The sequence below is a fragment of the Mesorhizobium sp. B1-1-7 genome, assembly GCF_006442705.1.
In the GTDB taxonomy this organism is placed as follows: Bacteria; Pseudomonadota; Alphaproteobacteria; order Rhizobiales; family Rhizobiaceae; genus Mesorhizobium; species Mesorhizobium opportunistum.
Map to the genome: position 1 here is coordinate 56,309 of NZ_VFWQ01000011.1, position 26,736 is coordinate 83,044.

Consider the following 26,736-nt stretch of genomic DNA (forward strand, 5'->3'; position numbering starts at 1 on the left):
GCCGGAGCCGGTCTAAAGTGGTCCGGCGTTGCCGCCGGACCACGGTTCATTGGCCAGCCTACATGCCGAGCGAGGCCTTGTAGAGCTTGATCTGGTTGTCGCGGCCGATCTGGTCGGTCAGCTTCTCCCAGGCGGCTGCAATGGCGTCCGCGCCTTCCTGTGCCTTCATCTTGCCGGCGAAGGTGTTGGCCAAGATATCCTCGGCGGCGGAATAGTACTGGAAGATGCCGGGGATACGCGGCTCGATCGCCGCATTCGGATGGTTGTAGCTGTCGCCTTCCGACTTGAGGTACGAGGTGATGAAGGCCTCGTCATAGCCGGCCGCCACCCACTCGGGAATGTCGAAATGCGAGTTGCGGTAGGGCTGGAAGCCCGACGGGTACATGGCCGTCCAGATCGACAGGTCCTTGCCGCCGAGATGGGCGGCCGCGGACCATGCCGCCTTCTTCTTCTTCTCGTCGGCATCGACGCGGGCCATGACATAGACGCCCCAGCCGAGATAAGCGCAGTTCGGCGCGTAGTTCGGCCCGCTGGCGAGCTTGTCCCACTTGCCGGTCTTCGAATTGTAGACGTCGTCCGAGCCCGGCAGGATCGAGAAGCCGGTGACGTCGCCGATGACCGAGGAATCGTTGGTCTTGACGTTGGAGCCGACGTCGCCCCACCAGGTGACCATCGACCCGGTACCCGCCAGGAACTGCTGGAAGGCTGTGGTGTTGGGGTCGGCGTTGATCTGGTCGGCGGGTTCGGACGGCAGCGCGTCGATGACGTCCTGGATGGCGCGCACCCAGGCCGGGTTGTTGACGCGCGGCTTCATCGTGTCGGCATCGAACAGCCAGGCCTTGTCGTCGGGGTGCTTGGCATAGGCGGTGGCGCGGCTGCCGAGGAAGTAGAAGCCGAAGCCGCCCCACGGCTTTGGCGCGTCGAGATAGCCGTAGACGTCCTGGTCCTTGAGCTTCTTGCCCTTGAGGAACTTGGTCACGGCCTGCACCTGCTGCCAGGTCTTCGGCACGCCCCATTCGCCTTCGCCGCCGCCATCCTTCCAGGCCTTGGCGAGATCGGCATCGGCGAACACGTCGGTGCGGTAGTTGAAATTGTGCGCGTCGCCGTCGACGGTCACGCGGTACTGCTTGCCGTTCCAGGTGCCGACCGGCGGTTTCAGGTAGTTGACGAGATCGTCGAAGTCGATCTGCGTCTTGACCCAGTCGGGCATCTCGGAGGTCAGGCCCTTGCCGCAAACATCGCCCTCGAAGGGCGCGCCCATCTCGATGATGTCGAAGTCGACGGTGCCGGTGGCGATCGACTGCTGCAGGCGGGCATTGTAGTCGGCCTGCGCCAGGTCGATCCAGCTGATCTTGGCGCCGGTATAGGCCTCCCACGGCTTCAGGAAGCCGCGGAACAGCACATTGTGCAGGTTCTGGTTATTGAGGCCCATGAAGGTCAGCTCGACGCCGGCGAATTCGCCTTCCTTGACATTAGCTTTGGTCGCTTCGAGGCAGAGCTCGCCGACCTTCTGGAAGTCGGCATCGGTCGGCTGGCCTTTGCCAACGCCGGGAATCTGCAGGATTTGCTTGCGCAGCTCGCTTGCCGCGGAAGCAGGGCGCGTCAGGGCGCCGAGCCCGGCGCCGGATGCGGCCGCGATAGCCGCCATGCTGGCCGCGCCCTTCAATATGTCGCGCCTTGTAGCGCCGGCACGGGTCAGTTTTTCGTAAAGATCGACTCTCATGTACCATTCCTCCCAGAACAACAGCCGTGATTGAAATGCCAACTTCTCTCGGACGCCGGAACGTCGACGGTTCTCCTCGATAATACAGGGACCTGAGACCCCACCCAGTGTCCGCCTGGAGCTCCGTCTTCCGGGTCAAAGGTCCGGCATTCGGAATTGGCGACCATCACTATTCTCGCAACGCGATGGCGTGTCAACGAGATCGGGTTTTTATCTATAAGGGACCGACTTGCCCTGACAGGTCGCGTTGGTTAGCTTCTGCGCCTACGGCTGGTGGAGCCGATGGGGGAGACATGGCTCAAGTCGCAATCAGCAAAGTGGCCAAGGCCTTCGGAACCGTCAAGGTTCTGCACGAAGTCAGCGTCGATATCGCCGATGGCCAATTCGTGGTGCTGGTCGGCCCTTCGGGTTGCGGCAAGTCGACGCTGCTCAGGATGGTGGCCGGGCTGGAGACCGTCTCGGGTGGCACGATCGCCATCGGCGACCGCGTCGTCAATCATTTGCCGCCGGCCAAGCGCGACATCGCCATGGTGTTCCAGAACTACGCGCTCTATCCGCACAAGACGGTCGAGCAGAACATGGCCTTTGCGCTGAAGCTGCGGAAGACCGATCCGGCCGTGGTCGCCGAGCGGGTCAAGCGCGCCGCCGACATCCTCGACCTCAACCCCTATCTGAAGCGCTATCCCCGGCAGCTCTCGGGCGGGCAGCGCCAGCGCGTGGCCATGGGCCGCGCCATCGTGCGCAATCCGCAGGTGTTCCTGTTCGACGAGCCGCTCTCCAACCTCGACGCCAAGCTGCGCGTGCAGATGCGCACCGAGATCAAGGAACTGCATCAGCGGCTGAAGACCACCACCATCTACGTCACCCACGACCAGATCGAGGCCATGACCATGGCCGACAAGATCGTCGTCATGCGCGACGGCCGCATCGAGCAGGTCGGCGCGCCGCTGGAATTGTTCGACCGGCCGGCGAACCTCTTCGTTGCCGGCTTCATCGGCTCGCCTTCGATGAACCTGCTCAAGGGTGTCGTGCGCAAGGATGGCGTCGACATAGCCGGAACGCTGTTCCCGATCGCCCCCAACAATGCCGTGCAGGACGGTCAGGCCGTCGTTTACGGCGTGCGCCCGGAACATCTCGAAATCCATCCCGATGGCGTGCCAGCGAAGATTTCGGTGGTCGAGCCGACCGGCTCGGAGACGCTGGTTTTCCTGCGCTTCGGCGATGGCGAGATGGTGGCGCTGTTTCGCGAGCGCCACGACTTCAAACCCGGTGACACGCTCAAGCTGCGGCCAAGGCTCGACCATATCCACCTGTTCGACGCCGAGACCGGCCAACGTCTTTGATCTCATCAGCGTCTCTAACGGCGTCTCCAATCTCAAACGGACTTCACGAGGACCATCATGCTCAAAGGGATCCATCCGTTGCTCAATGCCGACGTGCTCCAGGCATTGCGGGCAATGGGACATGGCGATGACCTGATCATCGCCGACACCAATTTTCCGGCCGCTTCGGTGGCGAAGCAGACCGTGCATGGCAAGCTCCTGCGCATCGATGCGCCGGCCGCCGAGGTGGTCAAGGCGGTGCTGTCGCTTTACCCGCTCGATACGTTCGTCGACGACTCGGCCGCGCGCATGGAAATCGTCGGCAAGCCCGACGAGATCCCGCCGGTCCAGACGGAAGTGCAAAAGGAGATCGACAAAGCCGAGGGCAAGGCCTGGCCGATGATCTCCGTCGAGCGCTATGCCTTCTATGAGCGCGCCAAGCAGGCTTATTGCGTCATCCAGACAGGCGAGCGCCGCTTCTATGGCTGCTTTGCCTTCCGCAAGGGCGTCGTGCCGCCGGACGCGGAGTAGCGGCATGGCCTCGGGCAAGCCGGTCGTCATGAAGCCTGTGGTCATATTGGGGGTCTTCGTTGCCGACACCGCCTATCGCGCCGATCGCCAGCCGCGCATGGGCGAGACGATCCTCGGCAATTCGTTCAAGCTCGGACCTGGCGGCAAGGGGTCCAACCAGGCGGTGGCCGCCGGTAAGCTCGGCGCCGACGTCACGTTTCTGAGCCGCCTTGGCGTTGACCCCTTCGCCGATATGGCGAAGCAGACCTGGGCGCAGGCGGGTGTGAAAAGCGCCGTCATCGACACGCCGGACAGCTACACGGGCGCCGCCTACATCTTCGTCGAGGAGGGAAGCGGCAACAACGCCATCATCGTCAGCCCGGGCGCCGCCATGCTGATCTCGCCGGCGGATATCGAGGCCAACGCGGACCTGATCCGCGCCGCCGGCGTCTTTGTCACCCAGCTCGAACAGCCGATCGATGCGGCGATGCGGGCATTGGAGATCGCGCGCGGGGCAGGCGTGACGACCATCCTCAACCCGGCTCCGGCGGCCAAGCTTCCCGACCGCATCTACACGCTCTGCGACTATCTCACGCCCAATGAAACCGAGACGGAGGAATTGACCGGCATGAAGGTCTCTTCGGTCGACGAAGCACGGGCCGCCGCGGACAGACTGCTCGAAAAGGGCGTCGGCACGGTCATCGTCACGCTCGGCGACAAGGGCGCGCTGCTGCACGCGAAGGATCGCTCGGAGCATGTTCCGGTCATCAGCGCAGGCCCGGTGATTGAAACCACCGGAGCAGGGGACGCCTTCAACGGCGGCTTCGCCGCGGCCCTGTCGCGAGGCGTGGAGCCGCTGGAGGCTGTGCGCTTCGCCTGCGCCGTCGCCGGCATTTCGGTGACCCGTCCAGGCACGGCGCCATCGATGCCGACGCTGCAGGAGGTCGAGGCGCTGCTGGCGAAGCGTTGAGATAATTGAGGTTCGCGAGCCGACCGAACCATCAGGCTGTTCCAGCCCTAATGCATGCCGCCCAACAATGACCTCGGTTTTGGGACCTCGGTTTTGGTAGAACGGCATGCCTTGAAACTCAGAACCCAAAGCGCGTCGCACGAACCCGCTTCAACGCGATGCGCCTTGGATGTCCCGTGGGCGATCGTCTGACCAATTACTGCTTGATGTAGCAGCGCTTTCTCTGATCAGGCGCGGGATCGCCGAATGCATCGTTGTCGCATTGGACACCGTTGCGGAACACGTCCTGCGTGAATCGGCCGCGCGCTCCGTACCTGACCACTTTGCGGCCATCGAAGTCGCAGAACTCACCTTCATCGGCACAGACTGCCCAGCTCTCGCGGCGCGGCGCGTCGTAATCGTCATCCGACTGGTCCCGGTCGCGCATGACGATGAAACACGACTTCGGCCTGCCCGGTGCTGGGTCGCCAAAAACGCGATTTGAACAGGGTACTGCGTTTCGCTCGATATAGCGCGAGGTCGTGCGGCCCCGGGCGCCGTACACCACCTCGGCGGGGTACGGCAGACGGCAGATGCCGCCCTCGCGCGCGCACTGCTGCAGCCGGTCGGCCGACGCGGTCGCTGGGAAAAGGGCGGTGGCGATCGTCGTTACGGCACCCAGGTAAAGGAGCGTGAATATCGTGCGTATAGGAATGTTTCGTGCGATTGACACTGTAAGTCCTCCATGCCGTTTCGGCAGCATATCTGTGCAGCTCCGCTGTCTGCGAAATGAATGGAGCGCTTTGTGGGCAAATCCGCAAGCCGGATCCGCGACCAAACACGGTTCAACGGTTTCAAGAGCCGCTTTTCAGCATATTGGAGTGGCCTCCCGTTTGCCGCACCGTCGCTTATGCATGTTTGTTTTTTGAAGCCGGCTGTGAAGAGCGTCGGCCGTGTACGACCGGCGCGGGGAGCGATCACTGACCGCGCCTCGACACTTCATTTCCGAAAGTGGACTTTGACAATTTATGTCGGCATTTCCCTTGTACCAAGAGTTTGAAACCCTTGAGAGAAATGGCGCGAGTGACGGGGCTCGAACCCGCGACCTCCGGCGTGACAGGCCGGCACTCTAACCAACTGAGCTACACCCGCGCATTGACGAGCACGTGTCAGCCGTGTTCGTCGTTGGGGCGCTGGATAAGGGGTTCGCCACCGGGTGTCAAGCGCACCAAACCATCATAACGGCAAACTGGAGAAGGTTTTTTGACAGCCGGCGTTTTGTTGGCAAATCCGGCCCGCGAACAGCGCGTCACCTTTTCATTTGGCCTTGCGAAGCCGGTCCCGACCGCTTAAAGGTCCGGCCCGGAGCGGGCGATTAGCTCAGTTGGTAGAGCGCTTCGTTTACACCGAAGATGTCGGCGGTTCGAGCCCGTCATCGCCCACCATTCCGGTCACATAGTCCCTTCACCACTGCGTCGATGTCAGCAGCACGGACTGCAACGAGATTGACCGGCATATATGTCCGCTGGAGGGTCGGTGCGCCGACGTCAAGGATTTTGCGCGCTCTTCAGGTCCTGGATTTCCTCAAGCAGGTTTTTGACCAATATCTGGTAGACTTGCGTGAGTTCCGTTGGTGTGAGTTCGACCCGGATGTCGTACGAGCCGGCATAGTTCACTTGCAGCGTCGCCGTCCCGAACAGCGTCGTGGTGCCGTCGCGAATATCAGTCGCCACGATCAGGTTTTTGACAGGCTGGTCGAGCAGGATGACGCCAGCTTCGCCGGGATGGTTATGGGTGGTTGTCCTAATTCTCATGTCGGCCTCCTGTTCACACGCAGCAGCATGCGGCACCGTTGTCTTCCGCGATCGCACCATAGGCTAATACGATCAGGCAGTTCACAATACACCTACAAGCGGTCGATTCCTCCGGGATGTAGCCACTCCAAAAACCCGCCACGGGTCGCTCCCGTGGCGGGTTTTTCATCGATCAGGGGGTTGCGGGCCACCGGTGCGAGCTTCCTCACGCCTCGTCGGCGTGATTTCGCACCTGAGGGGTCACGGCGGCACCATCCGGAAATCATTGCCCTCGGGCAGCAATTGCCCGCCATCGACGACGATGGTTGTGCCGGTGATATAGCTGGCGTCGTCCGAGGCGAGGAACAGGAAGGCATTGGCCACGTCGCGCGGGCTGCCGAGCCGGCCGAGCGGGATGGAATCCTCCATGTTCTTGATATAGGCGGCGCCGCGATGCTGCTGGATGGCTTCGGTGAGGATGTTGCCGGGCTCGACGCCGTTGACGGTGATGCCGTAGCCCGAGAATTCCAGCGCCGCCGCCCGGATGAAGCCGTTGATTCCGGCCTTGCTGGCCGAATAGTGGCCGTGGCCCGGGCTGGTCACGTGCGGACCGGTTATGGAGGAGGTGTAGAGCATGCGGCCAAAACGCTGCGCCTTCATCGGCACCAGTGCGGCGCGGCTGGCATTGAAGGTGCCGCGCAGATTGACGGCCATGACGCGGTCCCAGTCGTCGGCGCTGGTGTTTTCGATCAATTGCCAGGGATAGATGCCGGCATTCTGCACGATGATATCGAGGCGGCCGTGCTGCTTCAGCGCCAGAGCCACCGCGGCCTCGGCATCGCTCATCCGCGAGATATCGGTGCGGATGAAGGGAACGCCGAGCTCGCTGGCGGTCGCTTGGCCGGTCGCCGCCTCGGTGTCGGCGAGCACCAGCCTTGCGCCTTCCTCGGCGAAACGCTGTGCGATGCCTTTGCCGATGCCGCGCGCGCTGCCGATGATCAGCGCTACCTTGTCTTTCAGTCGTCCGGTCATGCCCGCCTTCCTGTCATGCGAATCGTCCTGTCATGCGAGTCTTTGGCGAATGGTTTGCTTGAAGGCGTCGAGCAGCACGGCCGCCAGCACCAGCAGGCCGTGGATCACCTGTGTGAAGTTGGCCGGCAGCCCCATCAAATTGATCGCCGTGTTGATGGCCGAGAGCAGAAGCACGCCGGCATAGACGCCGGGCAGGGTGCCGACGCCGCCCTTCAGGCTGACGCCGCCGATGACGACCGCGGCAAAGGCGTTGAACAGCAGGCCGACGCCGAGATTGGCGGTGGCGCCCGAGGTGCGGATCGCCAGCAGCCAGCCGGCCAGGCCGGCGATGGCGCCGGCGAGCACGAAGGCGATGACGAGGTTGCGGTTGACGCGGATGCCGGCGCGGAAGGTCGCCGTCTCGTTGCCGCCGATCATCACCAGGTGCCGTCCGAACGGCGTCTTGGCCATGATCAGCGAGAAGACGACGAAACAGGCGATGGCGATCCAGGCGGTGAGCGGCAGGCCCGCCAGCCTTTGGATGCCGAACCAGCGAATGGCCGGCGCCAGGTCCTGCGCCGAGCGGCCGCCCGAAATGACCAGCACCAGGCCGCGAACCCAGATGTAGGACGCCAGCGTGATGATGAAGGCGCTCATCTTGACCTTGACCACCAGATAACCGTTGAAGACGCCGATGAGGCCGCCGACGGCCAGCGCCAGCAGCAGCGATACCGGCACCATCAGCCATTCCGGATGCAGTTGCACGCCCATGCCGATGCCTGACGAGCAGAACAGGATACCGACCGCCATGGCGCTGAGCGCGGCGACGGATTCGACCGACAGGTCCATGTGGCCGGCGATGATGACCAGCGCCAGGCCGATCGACATGACCCCGAGCACGCTCGAAGCCTCGATGATGTTGGCGAAGATGCCGAGCTGGAAATAGTTCGGGACGAAGATGGAAAACACCACCAGCACAAACAGCAGCATGAACCAGACGAGGTTGTCGAGGACGAACTCCAGGGCGTGGCGGGTGCGGGGGTTCATGGCCTGATCCGGCTGGCGCATGCCTCCGAAAATCAGTTCGATTTTCGGACGATGCGCGGATTGGAATTGCGAAGGATTGGCTCCGGGCCAAGAGGGCCCGGAGCGTTTCAGGCGGGATGCCTATTCGACCGACTTGACCGTGTCCGTCGGCGGCTTCTGGTTGCCCCAGAAAGCCGGGTTGTCGACGTTTTCCTTGGTGATGGCCGCACCCGGGATCTTGATGTTCGGGCCCCAGGCTTCCTTGGTGACGACCGATTTCAGGCCAAGCACGTCATAGTCGCCAGGCTTGATCTCTTCCTTCTTGACCACCTTGTTCATGAACATGGCGACCGCCGCGGCCTGTGCGTAGAGCGGCTGCTCGACCTCGACGTTGAGCCAGCCCTTGCGGATCAGGTCGAGGCCGACCGGAGCGCCGTTCGAGCTCATCAGCATGACGTCGCCCGGCTTCTTGCCGGCGGCCTCGAGCGAGGCGACGGCGGCGACCGACAGGTGCGCGGCATGGCTGAAGATCAGGTCGATGTCGGGGTTGGCCAGCATCTGGTCGGCGACGATGGTGCCGGCGTTGCTGGCTTCCCACTGCATGGCCGGAAGCGAGATGATCTTGACGTCCGGAAACGCCTTCATCTTCTCCTCGAAGCCCTTCTGGATGTCGAGCGTGTAGGGATCGCCGGGGTCGCCCAGCACCTGCAGCACCTTGCCCTTCACCGAGCCGTTCTTGGCTTTCAGCAGTTTCTCAGCCTGGTCGGCCGCGACATGGCCGATCTCGACGGTTCCGGCGACCGATGTGAAGTCGGAAGGCGTCGAGGTGATCTGGCGGTCGAACTCGACCACCGGGATGCCGGCCGCGCGCGCCGCCTCGATCGACGGTTTCAGCGCGTTGAAATCGACCGCGGCCAGGATGATGGCCGCCGGCTTCAGCGCGATGACGTCGTTCATCTGCGACTGCTGCGCGTCGGTCTTGTTGTCGGCATTCAGCGTTTTCACTTCATAGCCGACCTGCTTGAGGAACAGCTCCAGCGCGCTCACCGAGCCGGTCTGGAACTCGTCGAGCAGTGTCGGCACCATGTAATAGACGGTCCCCTTGGACTGGGCGAATGCCGGCGTGAGCGTGGCAAAGGCCAGTGCCAGGATACCGAAGACAGCAAGAAGTACTCGCTTCATGTTGTTGGCTCCCTGTTAAGCCGGACCCCTCTTTGTCCCTCAGCCCGCCGGTCCGGCACCGGCAAGCGTCTCACCGGTGATCATGTTGATCACCGCATCGGGACTCGTTTTGTTGCGTGCGACATCGCCCGCCACGACACCTTGCCGGATCACCACGATCCGGTCGGCGACCTGAAAGGCCTGCTGCATGATGTGGGTGATGATGACGACGCCGATGCCCTGGCTCGCCACCTGGCGGATCATGTCGAGGCCGCGCCGCGTCTGCTCGACGCCAAGGGCGGCGAACGGTTCGTCCAGAAGCACCAGCTTGCCGCCCCAGTGCACGAACCGGTTGAGCTCGATGGCTTGCCGCTGGCCGCCCGATAGGTGCTCGACATTGGTGCGAAGCGAGGGAATGCGGGTGCCGGCGCTGGCCAGCGCCTTTTCGACGACGGCCTCCATGGCGCGCTCGTCGAGCACCGGAATGCCGAGAACCTTCCGGGTGATCTCGCGGCCCATGAAGAAATTGGCCACCACGTCGACATTGGTGCACAGCGACAGGTCCTGGTAGACGGTCTCGATGCCGGCGGCCTTGGCTTCGGCGGGCGATTTGGCGAGAAACTCCTTGCCCTCGAACAGCATGCGGCCCGAAGTCGGCTCCAGTCCGCCGGATATGATCTTGACTAGCGTCGATTTGCCGGCGCCGTTGTCGCCGAGCAGCGCTACCACCTCGCCCTTGCCGATCGAGAAGCTGATCCCCTTCAGCGCTTCGATCGCGCCATAATTCTTGGTGACGTTGTCGAGCACCAGCAGAGGTTCGTTCATGCGGCAATCTCCTTGGCCGCCAGGAGATCGCGGCCACGCTCGCGTTCTGCGGTGAACATCTGCCCGAAGCGCGGCGACAACACCCCTGAAACCGCGAGGGCGGCGGCGCCGCGCAGCACGGATTGCTGGCCGCCGCCCGCGACGACCACGCGCGGCGCCTTGCGGTCGCCGCGGGCCGAGACCGAATTGAGCAGCGGCGCCGCCGCGCCCGCCAGGCGTTGCAGCAGGTCCGGCGCAGCCAGCCCGCCGAGCACGATCGTCTCGGGGTCGAACAGATTCTCGATGATGGCGATGGCATTGCGGAAGATCGGGCCGACCTCAGCCACCCAATCGGCGTCGTTGCCGGCCCAGCGCCCTCGCGCTTCGAGCGAAAGATAGCGTTCGAGGCAGCCCCGGTTGCCGCAGGGACAGGGTTCGCCGCCGGGAACGACGGGAATGTGGCCGATTTCGCCGGCATTTCCCCAGGCGCCGCGCATCACGCTGCCGTCATGCATCATGGCGCTGCCCAGCCCGACGCCGAAATAGAGATAGTAATATTCGGAATGGTGGGCCCCGATGCCGTAGAGGCGTTCGCCCATCGCGGCGGCCGCCATGTCGCTTTCGAAGAACGCCGGCAGTCCCGTCGCGGCCGTCAGCCGCTCGCGCAGCGCCACGTCCTTCCAGCCAGCCATCGTTGTCGGCCCGACGAAGCTCATGGCCTCCACGCCAAACGGTCCGGGAAGCGCCATGCCGATGCCGATGACACGGCCGCCGGCCCGCTTCCCCGTCAGGTCGCGGACCATGCCGCCGATCTCATCGAACGCATGATCGGGCGCCGCGTTGGGCGCTTCGCGGTGCGAACTCTCGATCACGTCGCCGCTGAGATTGATTAGTGCTGCATCTATCCCGAGCGGCGTCAAATGGATGCCGACCGCATAGCCGCCCTCTGGATTGATGCGCAGCGTCGCCGGAGGCAGGCCGCGCCCCTTGGGTTCCTCTCGCAGGGACAAGATGTAGCCCTGTTCCTCAAGCTCGCGGACGATGGTCGATACGGTCTGGACGGTGAGCCCGACATGCCGGGCGATATCGCCACGGGCGATGGGGCCGTTACGGCGGATCGACTCGAGCACGATGCGCCGGTTGTACGGCCGCCCGAATTCCTGATTGGTCCCCCGCAACGCCATGCCTTGCACTCCCAATGGATGCAAGTTTGCATCAAAGATTTATTCAGTCAAATGGAATTCAAAAATAAATCAGCAAAAGGCCCGGGGCAAAAGGCGCTGGGATGGATGTCGCTGGTTTAGGACCTGTTCAGGTGCCGCCCTTGGCCGATTGCCGCAATCGCGAGAACCGCTTCAATGGCGGCCAAGCAACCGCGACCCAACACAGCATGGAGCAAAGATGATCGAATTGCCGTTTGCCCGCGAAGAGTACCAGCAGCGGCTTCGCAAGATCCGCGTCGAGATGGCGGAGCGCGGTCTCGAGCTCCTGATCGTCAACGACGTTGCCAACCAGCACTATATCACCGGCTATGACGGTTGGTCGTTCTACACGCCGCAGGTGGTGCTGGTTCCCGTGGAAGACGTCGAGCCGGTCTGGATCGGGCGCGCCATGGATGCCGCCGGCGGTCTTCTCACGGCCTGGATGAGACCCGAGAACGTGGTTGGCTTCCCGGAAGATCACGTCCAGCGTGTCGATCGCCATCCGATGGACTGGATCGCCAACTGGATCGTGGCCAAGGGCTGGGGTACCAGGCATATCGGCATCGAGCTCGAAGCCTACTATTTCTCCCCGAAAGCGCATGCGCGGCTCGTCGCCGGCCTTCCCAATGCAAAATGGCACGATGCCGATCTCCTGGTGAACTGGATCCGTGCGGTCAAATCGGCGCCCGAGATCGCCTATTTGCGCAAGGCGTCGACCCTGGCCGAAGCGGCGGTGGCGCGGGCCTTCGAGGTGATCGCGCCGGGTGTGCGCGAGTGCGATGCGATTGCCTCCATCCAGGCGGCGCAGATCGCCGGCAGCCCGGATTTCGCCGGCGACATCACAGCCCTTCCGCCGACCATCCTCGGCGGCGAGAACGCCTCGGCCCCGCACATCATGTGGAGCGACCGGCGGTTCGGGGACAACGAGACCATTGCCCTGGAACTCGCCGGCGTCTGCCGCCGCTATGCCGCCGGGTTGGCGAGAACGATGCAGCTTGGCAAGACGCCGACGCGTGTCGAGGACACGGCAAAGGCGGTGATCGAGGGCATGGACGCGGTGCTCGATGCGGTGAGGCCGGGAACGACCGCCGAAGCGGTCGAAGGAGCCTGGCGCAAGGTCATCCAGCGCTACAGGCTGAAGAAGGAGTCGCGCATCGGCTATTCCATCGGCGTCGCCTATCCGCCGGATTGGGGCGAACACACGATCAGCCTCCGCCCGGGTGACAAGACGGTGCTTCAACCCGGCAACGTCGTTCATTCCATCCTCGGCATGTGGATGGACGGCTGGGGTATCGAGATCAGCGAAACCATCCTGGTCACCGAAACCGGCCATGAGACGCTGACCAGGTTCCCGCGGGAGATCCATGTCAAAGCCTGAGGGATCGGTCATGGCCGACGGTGGCGCGATTTCCGGCGGTGTTGGCCAGGCCTGTTATTGTCGGAGGCGCTGCAATCCAGGCTTCAGATGTCGGCGGGCCGGTGCGGTATGGACCAAGCAGGCAAGTCCATGGCCGCTTGATTTTCCATCCCACCTCACTCAAAAGGGCGCATTTGGGGGAGCGCGAATAGTGTCAAAACTTACAAGTTTTCTGGAGGGCCACGGTCTCAAGCGAAAGCGCCGGCCATCGGCTGTTGTGCTTCCAGAACGGCGTATGACACAAATATTGCACGAGCGCTGCGTTATCGAGAGTGCCGATTTTGCGGCGCCGCACATGGAAAATGCGCTGCTTTTCGACGACCACCAGCAAATACGAAATTATGCAATCGAGAAAGTCGCGAAATCCGGGTTTCTGCTGGAATTTGGTGTCTTTGACGGGACAAGCATCAACCATTTCGCAGGGAGACTTTCGTCATCTGGCGACACGCGGTCAATCTTTGGATTTGATGCTTTCCTAGGTCTTCAGGAAAACTGGACTGGAACTGGCTTCCAGGCCAGAGGCCGGCAATTCAACAGGGACGGCGTTGTGCCGAAGGTTCGGCAAAATGTGAATCTGATAAAGGGCTGGATTGAAGATACGCTTCCAACGTTTCTTAAGCAGCACCAAGGTCCAATTGCTTTCATTCATATTGACACGGACACCTACACGCCCTGCAAAGCCATTCTCACGCTCTGCAAGGACAGGCTTGTCAGTGGCAGTGTCGTCCTGTTTGACGAACTGCTCTGCTACCCAGGATGGCGATTTGGAGAGTACAAGGCGCTGAACGAGGTGTTGGATCAAGACCGGTACACCTGGGCAGCGTTCGAAGAGCAGCGGGCCGCGCTTGTCATCAACTGACAATAAGGTTTCACTCCGAGGACTGGCGCGCCTCAGAGATACTGCGCGACCTTCTTGCCGACGGTGAGAAAGCGCAGCGGATCGATCGCTTCGCCATTGTGGCGCACTTCGTAGTGCAGATGCGGGCCGGTCGAGCGGCCGCTGCTGCCGGTCTTGCCGAGGACGGCGCCGGCATCGACCTTCTCGCCGACGGTCACGTCGATTTCGCTCAGATGCCCGTAGCGGGTCGCAAAGCCGTTGCCGTGGTCGACTTCCACCATGCGGCCATAGCCGCCGTTCCAGCCGGCCTTGGTGACGACGCCGGGCGCCGTGACCCTTGCCGCCATGCCGATCGGCGCCCTGAAATCCATGCCGGAATGTAGCGCGGCGGTGCCGAGGAGGGGATCGGTGCGAACGCCGAACGGACTGGTGACGGAGTGGCCGGGTGCGGGGTTGGACAGCGGCAGTTGCCGCGCTTCCTTCTTGAGATGGTCGAGCGTATCCAGGGCTTCGTCCAGTTCCTTGACCTTGCTGTCGAACATCATCGAGCTGTCGAGCGGGATCAGCGGTCCGCCGACGTCGCTCTGGTCCTTGCCGAAATCGCTGTCGACCGGCAGTCCGGCTGCTTGCAGCACCTGGGTGATCGCGTCGGCGCTCTTATAGGCGTTGTCGGCGAGCGCGCTGATGCGGGTGAGCTGTTCGGTCTCGATCGATTTCAGCGACTGGTTGATCGAGACGAACAATTTGTCGGCACGATCGGCGGCTGAATCGTTTGGCAAAGGATCGGAGCGGGTCGACCACAAGGAGAACGGCCTGGTGTCGGCCGCCCCCAGGTCCGCGCTCAGGCTGGCGACCGCGTAATTCTGCGCCGGCTGGCTGATGCTGCCGGTCACCTCAGCGGGTTTGTCAGGCTTCGCGGCTGCTGGCGGGGCCTCGCCTGGCGCTGTTCCGACGTCATTCGCTGCGCGTTCGAGCAACGGGCCGAGGCGGCCGTGACGCTGGCTGAGCTGCGTCTGCCGGTCAAGCAACTCGCTGACCTTGGTCTCCATCAATTGCTGATCGAGCAGCTGGCGGCTGGTGATGCGGTCGACCTGGGCGCGCAGTGCCGAAATACGGTCCTCGTAAGCCTGCTGCATGCGCGCCTGGCGCGCGGTGGTGGCGCCGATCAAGTCATCGCGCAGCACTAGGTAGGACGTGGCCAGCAGGTAGCCGACGGCAATGGCGGCGAGTGCCGAGCCGATGAATGCCGCGAGCCAGGGTCGGATCGTGAAGTGCCTGATCTCGTTACCCCGGGCAATGATGACCGTGTGGGGTTCCTTGCGCCTGCCGAAGACTGCGGACTGACCGGTTGCGTTCACGGGACCAAGCTTTCGTTTACGACACCACGACGGCTTGATTACACATTATTAGGGTTAACAAAGGCTTGCCGGATCGATCGCGCGGCAACGAATACACGCGGTGAGGGCAGTGGGTTGCATCAAAACTGCCAAGGGAGCGGCCATCGTGCGGCGCGTCACGCACCATGTTTCAACCAGAGGAGCGGGTCACTCGCCGATTAAGGTCAAGAATCCTTAACTCTCTTTGATCGCATTTACTTGACGGTTTTCGGTTAAAGGCGTGATGGGGTTTGGGAATCTATTGAAGAAGGCGGTCCAAGGGATGCTGAGCGATCTGGTTGGCAAGGTCCTCGACAAGCTCTCCGGCACCAGTCTGCTGGCGACCGGGCTTTTGCTGCTGACTGCCTTGATCAGTGCGCTCGTGGCCTATTGGCGCACGGTGGAGGAGAAGAGCTGGAAGGAGTTTTTCGAGTTCGCCGTCCCGCATGAGGTTATCACTCATCCCTCGGCGAGAGCCGACCTGCTGTTCTGGGTGACGAAGAAAGCTCTGATGCCCTTCCTGATGCTGCCCGCCGGAATTGTCTTCGTCACGGCGGTAGGCTACGGGACCAACTGGCTGTTCTCGACACTGTTCCAGTTCCAGCCGCCGCTGATCGAGGGGCCGGCGGGTCCGGTAACGGTGCTGATCTTCACCATCACCATGCTGCTCGCCTACGACATTTCCTATTATCTCTATCACGTCGCCCAGCATCGCTATCCGGTGCTCTGGGAACTGCACAAAGTGCATCACTCGGCCGAGGTGATGGTCGGTATCACCAAGGACCGGGTCCACCCGCTCGACGAACTGATGAACCGCGCCTGGGACGGCATCGTGGTCGGCATCTGCTTCGGCATCTGGTCGCTGATTTCGCTGAACCTGGTCGAACTGACGGTCTTTGGCGTCAACGTCTACGTCATGCGCAACATCCTGATGATGGATTTCGTCAGGCACACGCATTTCAAGATCTCGTTCGGCCCGCTCAACAATTTGATCCTGTGTCCCCATTGGCACCAGCTGCATCACAGCACCGATCCGCGCCACTACGACAAGAATTTCGGGCTGCTCTTCTCGTTCTGGGATCGCCTCTTCGGAACATTGTGCGTGCCAAAGCCCGACGAGGATTTCAAGTTCGGCCTGGTCGATCGCGATGTGCGCGACTACCAGTCGCTTGCCGGCCTCTATGTCATGCCGCTGAAGCGAATGTGGCGACATATCGCTCGGCGCGTCCGTCCCGGAAAGCCGGAGACAACGCGAGCATCGCAGAGGGCTCGGTCGTGAACGCTCCCGTGGTGCCCACTATTCCGCGGAGCTTCGTCTTCGAAGTCGTGACATCGGCGGCGCGTTTGGACGAGATCGCCCCGGCCTGGAGTGCGCTTTGGCAGCGAGCCGGCGGGCTTGTCTTCCAGCATCCGGCCTGGATCGCGGCCTGGTGGCGCACCACCCCCCATCAGGAGCGGCGCACGCTCAGGATCGGGCTGGCCTGGAACGGCGACCGGCTCGAAGGCGTGATAGCGCTCGCCACCTTCAGGCGCTCCGGCATCCGCGTTCTCGAATGGGCGGCGAAGGATCACAGCGACTATGGCAACGCGCTGTTTGCCCCCGGCGGCGACCCGCAACAACTCTCCCGGCTCTGGCAGTATGTTCTCGACCAGGGCGGCTTCGACCTCATCTATCTCAATCGTCTGCTCCCGGATGCCGGTTTCCGTGCCCTGCTGGGTCCGGCCTCGCGCCACGGCAAGGCGCTTCGGCGCAACCATCGCTGGGAAATCAGCTACCGTGTCGAGGGTTCCTGGCCGCGTGGCGCGGACTGGTTCGAGACGCTGTCCAAAAAGGCCCGGCAGAACTACCGTCGCGGCCGCAAGTTCATGGAAGAAGGCGGCGCATTGCGTTTTCGCCTGATGGATATCGGCGAACCGCTTGAGCCGGTGCTCGCCCGGGTCGCGGCGCTGAAGCGGCTGTGGCTGGCGCGGCACGGGCGCGTCTCGGACCTGTTCGATGAAGGCTCGCCCGTTCTCGCCGCGCTTGTGTCGGTGCTGGCCGAGCTCGGGCTGTTGCGCATCTTCGTCTTGGAGCTCGACGATACGATCGTCGCCGTCTCGATCAATTTCGAACAGCACGGCACCATGATGGCTTTCGTCACCACTTACGATCCCGAATACGAGCGCGCCTCGCCGGGTATGGTGCTGATGGTGGACTATATCCAATGGTCGCTCGACCGTGGCCTTGGCAAAATTGATTTCCTCTGCGGCGGCGAGGATTTCAAGCGGCGCTTCGCCACGCAATCGGTCAGGCTGTCATCGGTGATCGGCGCGCGCGGCTTGCGCGGCCACCTCGCCGCGCTGGCCGATCATCTGAACCATGTTTCGAAATCCTGGCGGGCGCGACGGCAGCCGAAGGTGGAAACACCCGAAGAGTAAGGACGCCTGATTTCGGCATCAGCCGGATTTCGTGCGCCGACATAAGGCCGTATCAGCGTCGGCCTTCGTGGCGCTCAAAGCGCGCGGACGGCCTCGAGAACTTCCTCGGCATGGCCCTTCACCCGGACCTTGCGCCAAATCCTGGCGATCCGGCCATCGCGGCCAATCAGGAACGTGGCGCGCTCGACGCCCATGTATTTGCGGCCATACATCGATTTCTCGACCCACAGATGGTAGGCATCGATCACCTTGCGCTCCTCGTCGGCGGCGAGGTCGATGGTGAGGCTGTATTTGGACTTGAACTTGTCGTGCTTCTTGACGGGGTCGGGCGACAGGCCGATCACCACCGCTCCGGCCTTCTCGAATTCCGGCTTGAGCTGTGAAAAGCTGATCGCCTCCTGCGTGCAGCTTGTTGTGTCGTCCTGCGGATAGAAATAGAGCACCACGGGCTTGCCGGCGGATGCGGCAAGGCTGATCGAGCCGCCGCCGTCTCGCGGCAGGTCGAATTGCGGCGCAAGATCGCCCACGACGAGGTCAGCCATACCGATGCCCTTGTTTGAGGTTACGCGCGAAGCCACACCGATATAGTGTCGAGCGGGGATTCGTCCACGAGCGAGTTCGTACAACGGAAGATTGCGTGGATCAGGAGCAACCGCAGCACGAGAAGATCAGGTTCAGGCGGGATGAGATCGCCGACCTGGGGACCTTGCCGTCCGCGTGCCGGGTGCCGCCGCTTGGTCAGGCCCGGATCGGACGTGGCCTTCGCATCCTTTCGCGCGTGTTCGCGGGCATGATTGCGCTCACGCTGCTGGTCGCGATAGCCGTCTATCTCATCGGTCTTTCCGGCATCGGGGCGGACCGGCTGCGCGTCGAGGCGGAAACCGCCATCGAGAAACTCGCCGGCGTCGATGTCCATGTCGCGGTCGGGCCCGCTCGCATCACGCTCGACAGTTCGAGTTTCGTTGCGCTCCAGGTCAGCGACGTCAGCCTGAAGACGAACGACGGCAAGCCCATGGCCGACGCCGGGCGTGTGCGCTTCGGTGTCCGCCTTGTGCCGCTGCTGTGGGGTGAGGTGCGACTGACGAGCGCCAGGATTTCCGATGCGCGCATCGTCATGGCGGCGATGCCCTCCGGCGGCGACTGGACCGCCGCGCTGCGCAATGAGGACGGCCTCGTCGATCCCGAGAAACTGTCGGACGCGGTGTTCGGCAACATCCATCGCGCCCTCGACGCCGTGCGGGAAGATTCGATGCGCCGGATCGATCTCAGCAATGTCGAATTCGTGCTGCCCGATACCGGATCGATCAAGCTGGTCAAGATCGCCGACGCCACCGTCGCTCAGTCGGGGCCGGGCGGCATGGAATTTTCGTCACAGGCCGATGTCGACGGCAGGACGATCAAGGTTGCCGCTTCCGCCACACGCGATGTCGCGGCGCATCGCGTGACGGCGCTGGAAGCGAGCATCGATCTGGCGGCTCCCGCCAGCACCACGGCCGGCGCCGGGAAGCTGGGCGCCGTGGCGTTGAAGCTGAAGGGATCGGAAGGTGCCGGCACGAATGCGTCGCAACTGACGGCCGCCTTGTCATCGACCGGGTCGGTGCTCGATCTCGGCACACGTGGATTGCTGCCGGCGGACGTCGCGGTCGATGCGACGCTTGTCGCCGGCAGCAACAAGATCCAGGTGGACAGGATGCTGTTCAAGACCGGCCGGTCGACATTCGATTTCGCCGGCTCCATCGGGCCGAAGCCGGCGTCGGGAGCGGCCGGCGAAGAACCCGCCTACCGCTACGATCTGACCAGCGACGGTTCGTCGCTGGCGCCATCGGAGTCACCCGAGCCCGCATTGAGCTTCCTTGCGCGAATAGCCGGCGTGTACCAGACCAAAAGCCACAAATTGGTGGCCGAGCAGATCGCGCTTCGTTCCGACACCAGTGGCGAAGTGCTGGGAACCGCCGCCGTCGAGTTCGTCGACGGCAAGGCGCCCGGGATCAACCTCGCCTTCAACGTTCACAACATGCTGGTCTCCCACGTCAAGCAGCTCTGGCCGTGGTTTTCAGCGCGCAATGCGCGGCTCTGGGTGCTGAGCAATCTGTTCGGAGGCCGCGTCATCGACGGCAATCTCCAGTTCCAGGTGGTGCCCGATCGCCTCGGCAACGGTGTGCCGCTTTCCGCCGACGAAGTGTTCGGCCGCTTCCAGATCGACGGGACGCGTTTCGACACGGCCGGTCGCATTCCGCCGATACGCGACGCCGTCGGTGTCGTCGCCTTCCACGGCAATGACGTCGACGTCTCCCTGTCCTCGGGCACCGTCTTCATGCCCAGCGGCCGCACCGTGGCGGCCAGCAACGGCACGCTGGCGGTTAAGGCGGCGAACCGCCCGCCGGTCATCGGCGCGCTCGACATCGACGTTGCCGGCGACGCGGCGGCCGTCGCCGAATTGGCCTCCTACGAACCGATCAATGCCATGCGCCATGTCGGCTTTCTGCCGGATGACCTGTCCGGCAGCGTCACCGGCCATGTCAAGGCTGATATCCCGCTTCAGTCCGGCGTCGACAGCTCCAAACTCGACTGGCTCGTATCGCTCGACTACACCGGCCTTTCACTGGCCAAGCCGTTCGAAGGGCAGACCGTGGCGGATGCCGACGGCTCGATCACGGTCGATCCCGAAAAGGCGGTGATCTCGGCCAAGGCGTCGCTGAACGGCATTCCGGCCGAACTCGACCTCGTCGAGCCGCTGGCCGATGATGGGCCGGCGCGCAGCCGCAAGGTCGCCCTGGTGCTCGACGACAAGATCCGTGCCGCCGCCATGCCCGGCCTTACGCCGTTGCTTGCCGGCACGGTGAAGGTCGCGATCGACAAGAGCGGCAGCGGCAATCAGAACGTCTCGGCCGACCTGACCAATGCCAGGCTGGACATTCCCTGGGCCGGCTGGAGCAAGGGGGCAGGGGTTCCCGCCACCGCTACATTCGTCATGACAAAGTCGGGCGAGACCACGACGCTGTCCGACTTCGAGCTCGACGGCAAGACTTTCTCCATCGAGGGCAACGTTGTCCTGCTCAACGGCGCCCTGTCGTCGGCAAAGTTCAGCAAGGTTACCCTGAACCGAGGCGATGACGTGGCCGTGTCCGTCAGGCGATCGGGCAAGGGCTATGCTGTCAACGTCAGCGGCAACGCCCTGGATGCCCGCTCGCTGATCAAGCAGTTCACCTCGGACGTCGACACCGCCACCAAGACCACTGGCGCCGACGCCATTTCGGTGAGCGCCGACGTCGATCGGCTCACCGGTTTCCACGACGAGCAACTGTCCAACCTGAAGCTCGACTACAGCGCGGCCGGCTCGCGGGTGAACGGCCTGAAGGTCAGTGCGACGGCGAGTTCTGGCGCCGCCATCACCATCAGCAACACCACCGGTGACGGCCAGCGGGCGCTCAACGTGCAGTCCGCGGACGCCGGCGCCATATTGAGGTTCCTGAACGTCTACGAGCACATGGAAGGCGGGTCGATCATGCTGGCCCTGTCGGGAGCCAGCGACGGACCGATGAAGGGCAAGGTCGACACCAGCAATTTCTTCGTCGTCAACGAACCGAAGCTCGCCTCCATCGTCTCGACCACCCCGGCCGGCGACAGCCGCAGCCTCAACCAGGCGGTCAAGGGCAAGCTCGACACGTCGCGGGTCAAGTTCGAGCGCGGCTACGCCGAGATCGAGAAAGGCAGCGGCTATCTGAAGCTGGCCAACGGCGTGCTGCGGGGGCCGCGTATCGGCACGACCTTCCAGGGCATCCTCTACGACCAGAACAACAACATGGACATGACCGGCACCTTCATGCCGGTCTACGGCCTCAACCGCATCTTCGGCGAGCTGCCGATCGTCGGGGCGCTTCTCGGCAACGGCCGTGACAGGGGCCTCATCGGCGTGACCTACCGGCTCAGGGGCAATGCCAACAAACCGGTGCTCGACATCAATCCGCTCTCGGTGATCGCGCCGGGGATATTCAGGTCGATCTTCGAATACCGGTGAAGCGGCCTTAGATAGGCCGCACCAAAATGTGCTTTTTCCTGCCCAAAGATAGCTTTACGACGTTTTCCGGACTCAGATCCTGAAGCGTCACCAGCCGGCGCTCGTCGCTGACAGGCTGGTCGTTCAACCGCACCGCACCGCCTTGCACATGCCGCCGCGCTTCGCCGTTCGACGCCGCCAGCCCGGCGGTCACCAGCAGCGACAGGATACCGATGCCGGCTTCGAGCTTGGCGTTCTCAACCTCGACGGTCGGCAGCGATTCGGCGAGCGCGCCTTCCTCGAACGTCTTGCGTGCCGTGTCGCTGGCCTGTTCCGCCGCCGCGCGACCATGCAGCAATGCGGTGATCTCCGTGGCGAGCACCTTCTTGGCGTCGTTGATCTCGGATCCGCCGAGCTGCCCGAGGCGCGCGACCTCGTCCAACGGCAGCGTCGTGTAGAGTTTCAGGAACCGGCCGACATCGGCGTCCTCGGTGTTGCGCCAATACTGCCAGAACTCGTAAGGCGAGAGCATGCTGGCATCGAGCCAGACCGCGCCCGAGGCGGACTTGCCCATCTTGGCGCCCGACGAGGTGGTGAGCAGCGGCGTGGTCAGCGCATAAAGCTGCGCGTCCTCCATGCGGCGACCGAGATCGATGCCGTTGATGATGTTGCCCCACTGGTCGGAGCCGCCCATCTGCAGACGGCAGCCGAGGCGCTTGTAGAGTTCGACGAAGTCGTAGGCCTGCAGGATCATGTAGTTGAATTCGAGAAAGGACAATGACTGCTCGCGGTCGAGCCGCAGCTTGACGGAATCGAACGCCAGCATGCGGTTGACCGAAAAGTGACGGCCGACATCGCGCAGGAAATTGACGTAGTTGATCTCCATCAGCCAGTCGGCGTTGTTGACCATGATGGCGTCATTCGGACCGCTGCCGAATTTGAGGTACGGCACGAAATTGCGACGGATGCCGACGAGATTGTCGTCGATGTCCTGCGGGGTCAGAAGCTTGCGCGCCTCGTCCTTGAAGGAAGGGTCGCCGATCATCGAAGTGCCGCCGCCCATCAGCGCGATCGGCCGATGGCCGGTCTGCTGCAGCCAGTGCAGCATCATGATCTGGATCAATGAGCCGGCGTGCAGGCTCTTGGCGGTGGCGTCGAAGCCGATATAGGCCGTCACCGTCTCCGTGGCGAAGAGATTGTCGAGGCCGGCATCATCCGAAGTCTGGTGGATGAAACCGCGCTCGCTCATCGTGCGCAGGAAGTCGGATTTGAAGGCAGGCATGGTTTCTTTCCCGAAAGCGTCCGCCCGTCCGGCGCGGGCGTATGTGAACGGGCGCGTTTAGCATCCAAGCGCGATCAGCAAAAGTGGATTCCGATCTTGCGCCGGATTGCCTGCCAACCGAGGGGCTGCGACCAGCAGGGGGTGGATGCGGTTTTGTGGCACGCACGGATGATGTCCGTCATGCTTGCTTCATCGTTTCGGCTGGCGTAATGAGGCGCCGCGCCACAAGGTTCTTGCAGCCCACGACCTCCAGCGGCACCGTACGGCATTCAAAACATGCCATATCCGACGACAGAGCCCCGACGCGACATGCCGGACGCATTGATATCCATTGTCATTCCCTGCCGGAACGAGGCGGCAAACCTGCCGTTGCTGATCGACGAGATCGAGGCGGCGATGGTAGGGCGCGACTTCGAACTGATCATCGTCAATGATGGCTCGACCGACGACACCGCGGCCGTTCTTGCCGAACAGGCAGGTCTTCGCCCGTTCCCGGTGCGGGAATTGCGGCACCGGAAATCCGCCGGCCAGAGCCTTTCGGTGCGTTCGGGCGCCTGGGCAGCGCGCGGCGGCATCGTCGCCACGATCGATGGCGATGGCCAGAACGATCCGCAATACATTCCCGTGCTGGTCGACGCCTTGCGGCAGGCCGGCCCCGATTTCGGCGCCGCACAGGGGCAGCGCCTCAAGCGTCGCGACAGCAAGGTCAAGCAACTGGCGTCACGTTTCGCCAATTGGCTGAGGAACGCCATCCTGCATGACGAGACGCGCGATACCGGCTGCGGCCTGAAGGCTGTTCATACCGACATCCTGCGCAAACTGCCGTTCTTCGACGGCACGCATCGCTTCGTGCCGGCTCTGGTCATCCAGGAGGGGTACCGCGTCGTGCACTGCGACGTGGTCGACCGTTCGCGCCGGCACGGCAAATCGAATTACGGCATCTTCGATCGTGGCCTGCAGGGCGCGCTCGATCTTGGTGGCGTCTGGTGGCTGCGCCGCCGGCGCCGCAGAATGCCAAAAGTAGAGGAAATCAAGCGTGTTTAACGTGCTTCAGGAACTGGGGACCTGGCTTCATCAGGTCTTCATCAAGCAATTCGATGCGTGGGTCCTGCTCGGCTTCATCGCCCAGTTCTTCTTCACCATGCGCTTTCTGGTGCAGTGGTTGGCCTCCGAAAAGGCCAAGCGCAGCGTTGTGCCGGTTGCCTTCTGGTTCTTCTCGCTGTTCGGCGGCGGCCTGCTTCTGATCTACGCCATCCAGCGCCAGGATCCGGTGTTCATCGCCGGCCAGGCCATGGGCCTGTTCATCTACATCAGAAATCTCTGGCTGATCGCCAATGAGCGCAAGGCGGCGATGACCAAGGTCGATTGAGCGGCCCGTGTGCGTGAAGAACATGATCGGAGAGGCTCAAAAATGGCGTTGAACAGGAACTACATCCTTCTCTTCCTGTTCAGCCTGATGATGACGGCCTCGGGGCTGGCATCCCTGCCGCCGATCGACCGCGACGAGTCGCGCTTCGTCCAGGCTACCAAGCAGATGGCGGAGAGCGGCGACTATGTCGACATCCGCTTCCAGGAGGCCTCGCGCTACCAGAAGCCGGTTGGCATCTACTGGCTGCAATCGGCAGCCGTGACGCTGAGCGGCAAGGGCGCTGAAGCACCGATATGGGTCTACCGCACGGTCTCGGCGCTCGGCATCGCCATTGCGGTGCTGGCGATCGCGTGGACGGGAACCAATCTTTTCGGAGCGAATGCCGGTGTCGTCGCTGGCCTGGTGATGGCTGCGATCTTCGCCACCGCCTTCGAGGGGCGGGATGCCAAGACCGATGCGATGCTTTTGGCCTGCTGCGTGGCCGCGCAAGGCGCGCTGGCGCAGATCTACCTGGCATCGCGCCGCAACGAGCCGGTCGCCGGCCATCTCTGGTGGATTTTCTGGATCGCGCAAGGCGCGGCGATCCTCATCAAGGGGCCGATCGCGCCGCTGCTTTCGGCGCTGACCATCGCGGTGCTGTTTGCCTTCGAGCGCGATGGGCGCTGGCTGTCGAAGCTCAGGATCGGGCGCGGCCTGCTGCTTGTCGTGGTGATTGCGCTGCCCTGGCTCGCCGCGATCACCTGGAAAAGCCATGGCGCCTTCCTGCAGCAGGCCGTCGGCAAGGACATGCTTGGCAAGGTCGCGTCGGGCGAGGAATCGCACGGCATGCCGCCGGGCTTCTATATGCTGACCTATTCGCTGTTCATGTGGCCGTTCGGCCTGATCGCGGTCGGCGCCGGGCTGCAGGCCCTCAACCGGTTGCGCGACGACCCCAGGCTGCGCTTCTGCCTTGCCTGGTACATCCCGTTCTGGCTGGTCTTCGAGTTGATCCCGACCAAGCTGCCGCACTATGTCCTGCCGGCCTATCCCGGCATGGCGCTGCTGATCGGCTGGCTTTTGACCTTGCAGCCCGAGGATGCCAATGCGCCGCTCAAGCGCTGGCAGACCTGGTTGTGGTGGTCGACGGCATTTGGCCTGGTCGTGGTCAGCCTCGGCCTGGCGGCGGTCTGCGTGGGCGCACCGATCTACCTCACGCACACATTCTCATGGTGGAGCATCCCGGCCGCGGCGGCGGCGCTCGGCGCCGGCTACCTCGCCTTTTCGTGGCAGTTGCAGGTGCCGCTGCCCCGCATCGGCGCCATCGCCGCCTGTGCGGGCATCACCTATGGCTTGCTGTTTGGCGTCATCGCGCCGTCGCTGAAGCCGATCTGGCTGAGCCCGACCATCGAGACCGCGGTCAGCGCCTACAAGCCTTGCGATACCACGGTGCTGGCCTCGGCGCGGTATCAGGAACCGAGCCTGGTATTCCTGGTGGGCACGAAAACGGTGCTGACCGATATCGGCGGCGTGGCGGAACATCTGCTGGCCGATCCTGCCTGCGGCTTGGGACTGGCGCCGATCGAAGACGAGCAGAAACTGAACGGCATGCTGTCGGTGCAAGGCAAATCCGTGAACCGCCTCGCCGAGGTCGATGGCCTCAACTATTCGTCGGGAGACAAACTGTCGCTCGGCCTCTATCGTGTGGCGCCATGACGGCTGGTCCATGACAGGGTCGAATTCCCAATGCTCGTGAAACCGCGCCCTTCCGCTTTCGCCAGGCTTGTAGCGGTGAGACGCCGCTCCCTCGACAATTTTCGCGACACGTTGCGGATCGTGAGAAGGCGCTTTGCCGTTCGTCCAGCACGTTACCCTGACGTTGCATGGCCGGTTTGGATCGTGGTTTGGGTGCTGCTGACGGCGGCGGCCTTTGTCCGTCTCGACACACCGGCAGGGATGCTTCATGGCCAATGGTCGGGGGCACGGTTTGCCGAGTTCACGACCCAGTTCGCTCTCGGCGGCTGGTATCTGATCCCATCGGCGCTCTTGCTCGTCGCGGCCAATCTGATCGATTGGCGAGGCCTTTCACGGCGATCGTTGATGCTCGTCTACAACTGGACCTGCCTGGCATTCCTGGTGCTGAGTTCGGTTGGCCTTTCCGGCTTGCTGGTCAATGTCCTGAAATATGCGATCGGCCGCGCCCGCCCGCTCTACTTCCAGGATTTTGGTGTCCTGGCGTTGCATCCATTCGCCTTTGACGCGCGCTTCGCCGGTTTTCCCTCCGGCCATGCCACGACGATGGGCGCCGTGTTCGGTATTCTTCTGCTCTTGTTTCCACGGCGCTGGGCCATCGCCCTGATGGTCACGGCCTGCATCGCCTCGACCAGGGTCTTCGTCGGCGCGCACTATCCGAGTGACACCGTTGCCGGCTTCGGCCTCGGCTGCGCCTTCGCTCTCGCATGCGGATTGGTCTTTGCCCGGCTGGGCTTCATTTTCCGCCCGGCAGCCTCCGGTTTGCCGGTACGCAAAGCATCGTTCCGGCTGATTGCGCCGGAACGATAG

General features: G+C 63.1%; 23 protein-coding genes and 2 tRNA genes. 13 read left to right on the top strand and 12 right to left on the bottom strand.

Annotated elements, in window-relative coordinates; translation table 11 throughout:
- Window positions 1-58: 58 nt before the first annotated feature.
- Window positions 59-1,723, bottom strand: coding sequence for a sugar ABC transporter substrate-binding protein (locus FJ978_RS19750; protein WP_013895932.1), 1,665 nt, complete (start codon window positions 1,721-1,723; stop codon window positions 59-61).
- A gap of 293 nt (window positions 1,724-2,016) precedes the next feature.
- On the opposite strand from FJ978_RS19750, the gene ugpC reads away from it, so the two are divergent.
- Genes ugpC through rbsK form a run of 3 tightly spaced genes read left to right on the top strand, consistent with a single transcriptional unit; the run spans window position 2,017 to window position 4,525 of the window.
- Window positions 2,017-3,066: a sn-glycerol-3-phosphate ABC transporter ATP-binding protein UgpC gene (gene ugpC / locus FJ978_RS19755; RefSeq protein WP_140573392.1), complete on the top strand. Its 1,050-nt coding sequence runs from the start codon at window positions 2,017-2,019 to the stop codon at window positions 3,064-3,066.
- A gap of 57 nt (window positions 3,067-3,123) precedes the next feature.
- On the top strand, window positions 3,124-3,576 hold the full coding sequence (locus tag FJ978_RS19760) for an RbsD/FucU family protein (protein ID WP_013895930.1): 453 nt from the start codon (window positions 3,124-3,126) through the stop codon (window positions 3,574-3,576).
- A 4-nt stretch (window positions 3,577-3,580) separates the two neighbouring features.
- Window positions 3,581-4,525, top strand: a complete 945-nt coding sequence (gene rbsK / locus FJ978_RS19765; protein ID WP_140573393.1) for a ribokinase — start codon at window positions 3,581-3,583, stop codon at window positions 4,523-4,525.
- Window positions 4,526-4,721: 196 nt separating this feature from the next.
- Here the strand turns inward: rbsK and FJ978_RS19770 are convergent, their stop codons facing one another.
- Window positions 4,722-5,237 carry a hypothetical protein gene (locus FJ978_RS19770; RefSeq protein WP_181176784.1) on the bottom strand — a complete coding sequence of 172 codons (516 nt, stop codon included), beginning with the start codon at window positions 5,235-5,237 and terminating at the stop codon, window positions 4,722-4,724.
- A 342-nt stretch (window positions 5,238-5,579) separates the two neighbouring features.
- Window positions 5,580-5,656: transfer RNA gene (locus tag FJ978_RS19775), tRNA-Asp, on the bottom strand.
- Window positions 5,657-5,873: 217 nt separating this feature from the next.
- Between FJ978_RS19775 and FJ978_RS19780 the strand changes: the two genes are divergently transcribed.
- Window positions 5,874-5,949 (top strand) — tRNA-Val (locus FJ978_RS19780).
- A 102-nt stretch (window positions 5,950-6,051) separates the two neighbouring features.
- Here FJ978_RS19780 and FJ978_RS19785 read toward each other — a convergent pair.
- The 6 genes from FJ978_RS19785 to FJ978_RS19810 form a co-directional block, all read right to left on the bottom strand.
- A complete protein-coding gene (locus FJ978_RS19785) occupies window positions 6,052-6,318 on the bottom strand; it encodes a hypothetical protein (protein WP_140573395.1) in 267 nt (88 codons plus the stop codon).
- A gap of 240 nt (window positions 6,319-6,558) precedes the next feature.
- Entirely contained in the window at window positions 6,559-7,329 is a 771-nt protein-coding gene (locus FJ978_RS19790) for an SDR family oxidoreductase (protein ID WP_140573396.1), read from the bottom strand.
- Window positions 7,330-7,359: 30 nt separating this feature from the next.
- The gene (locus FJ978_RS19795; protein WP_140573397.1) at window positions 7,360-8,355 is read right to left on the bottom strand and encodes an ABC transporter permease; all 996 of its coding nucleotides are present in this window, start codon (window positions 8,353-8,355) and stop codon (window positions 7,360-7,362) included.
- Between the two features lie 120 nt (window positions 8,356-8,475).
- Entirely contained in the window at window positions 8,476-9,516 is a 1,041-nt protein-coding gene (locus FJ978_RS19800; RefSeq protein WP_140573398.1) for a sugar ABC transporter substrate-binding protein, read from the bottom strand.
- Between the two features lie 39 nt (window positions 9,517-9,555).
- Window positions 9,556-10,320, bottom strand: a complete 765-nt coding sequence (locus FJ978_RS19805; RefSeq protein WP_140573399.1) for an ATP-binding cassette domain-containing protein — start codon at window positions 10,318-10,320, stop codon at window positions 9,556-9,558.
- Window positions 10,317-11,483 (bottom strand): ROK family transcriptional regulator, encoded by a 1,167-nt coding sequence (locus FJ978_RS19810; RefSeq protein ID WP_140573400.1) that lies wholly within the window; start codon window positions 11,481-11,483, stop codon window positions 10,317-10,319. Before FJ978_RS19810 ends, FJ978_RS19805 begins: the two co-directional genes overlap by 4 nt.
- 217 nt (window positions 11,484-11,700) lie before the next feature.
- Here FJ978_RS19810 and FJ978_RS19815 point away from each other — a divergent pair, with 217 nt between their 5' ends.
- Both FJ978_RS19815 and FJ978_RS19820 read left to right on the top strand, forming a co-directional pair.
- Window positions 11,701-12,879, top strand: a complete 1,179-nt coding sequence (locus tag FJ978_RS19815; protein WP_140573401.1) for a M24 family metallopeptidase — start codon at window positions 11,701-11,703, stop codon at window positions 12,877-12,879.
- 10 nt (window positions 12,880-12,889) lie between these two features.
- Complete coding sequence (locus tag FJ978_RS19820) at window positions 12,890-13,777, top strand: class I SAM-dependent methyltransferase (RefSeq protein ID WP_181180426.1); 888 nt, start codon at window positions 12,890-12,892, stop codon at window positions 13,775-13,777.
- Between the two features lie 32 nt (window positions 13,778-13,809).
- Here the strand turns inward: FJ978_RS19820 and FJ978_RS19825 are convergent, their stop codons facing one another.
- On the bottom strand, window positions 13,810-15,114 hold the full coding sequence (locus FJ978_RS19825; protein WP_140573403.1) for a M23 family metallopeptidase: 1,305 nt from the start codon (window positions 15,112-15,114) through the stop codon (window positions 13,810-13,812).
- 301 nt (window positions 15,115-15,415) lie between these two features.
- On the opposite strand from FJ978_RS19825, the gene FJ978_RS19830 reads away from it, so the two are divergent.
- Together FJ978_RS19830 and FJ978_RS19835 are read left to right on the top strand one after the other, a co-directional pair.
- Window positions 15,416-16,411 (top strand): sterol desaturase family protein, encoded by a 996-nt coding sequence (locus tag FJ978_RS19830; protein ID WP_140573404.1) that lies wholly within the window; start codon window positions 15,416-15,418, stop codon window positions 16,409-16,411.
- Window positions 16,408-17,550 (top strand): GNAT family N-acetyltransferase, encoded by a 1,143-nt coding sequence (locus FJ978_RS19835; protein ID WP_140573405.1) that lies wholly within the window; start codon window positions 16,408-16,410, stop codon window positions 17,548-17,550. Before FJ978_RS19830 ends, FJ978_RS19835 begins: the two co-directional genes overlap by 4 nt.
- A 74-nt stretch (window positions 17,551-17,624) precedes the next feature.
- Here FJ978_RS19835 and FJ978_RS19840 read toward each other — a convergent pair whose 3' ends face one another.
- Window positions 17,625-18,092 (bottom strand): peroxiredoxin, encoded by a 468-nt coding sequence (locus tag FJ978_RS19840; protein ID WP_013895913.1) that lies wholly within the window; start codon window positions 18,090-18,092, stop codon window positions 17,625-17,627.
- 95 nt (window positions 18,093-18,187) lie between these two features.
- Between FJ978_RS19840 and FJ978_RS19845 the strand changes: the two genes are divergently transcribed.
- On the top strand, window positions 18,188-21,568 hold the full coding sequence (locus FJ978_RS19845) for a DUF3971 domain-containing protein (protein ID WP_140573406.1): 3,381 nt from the start codon (window positions 18,188-18,190) through the stop codon (window positions 21,566-21,568).
- 7 nt (window positions 21,569-21,575) lie between these two features.
- Here the strand turns inward: FJ978_RS19845 and tyrS are convergent, their stop codons facing one another.
- On the bottom strand, window positions 21,576-22,829 hold the full coding sequence (tyrS, locus tag FJ978_RS19850; protein ID WP_013895911.1) for a tyrosine--tRNA ligase: 1,254 nt from the start codon (window positions 22,827-22,829) through the stop codon (window positions 21,576-21,578).
- A 309-nt stretch (window positions 22,830-23,138) separates the two neighbouring features.
- Here tyrS and FJ978_RS19855 point away from each other — a divergent pair, with 309 nt between their 5' ends.
- The 4 genes from FJ978_RS19855 (at window position 23,139) to FJ978_RS19870 (ending at window position 26,736) form a co-directional block, all read left to right on the top strand.
- Window positions 23,139-23,873 (top strand): glycosyltransferase family 2 protein, encoded by a 735-nt coding sequence (locus FJ978_RS19855; RefSeq protein ID WP_013895910.1) that lies wholly within the window; start codon window positions 23,139-23,141, stop codon window positions 23,871-23,873.
- On the top strand, window positions 23,866-24,198 hold the full coding sequence (locus FJ978_RS19860; RefSeq protein WP_013895909.1) for a lipid-A-disaccharide synthase N-terminal domain-containing protein: 333 nt from the start codon (window positions 23,866-23,868) through the stop codon (window positions 24,196-24,198). Before FJ978_RS19855 ends, FJ978_RS19860 begins: the two co-directional genes overlap by 8 nt.
- Before the next feature lie 42 nt (window positions 24,199-24,240).
- Entirely contained in the window at window positions 24,241-25,890 is a 1,650-nt protein-coding gene (locus FJ978_RS19865; protein WP_013895908.1) for a glycosyltransferase family 39 protein, read from the top strand.
- A gap of 183 nt (window positions 25,891-26,073) precedes the next feature.
- Window positions 26,074-26,736, top strand: coding sequence for a phosphatase PAP2 family protein (locus FJ978_RS19870; RefSeq protein WP_245264956.1), 663 nt, complete (start codon window positions 26,074-26,076; stop codon window positions 26,734-26,736).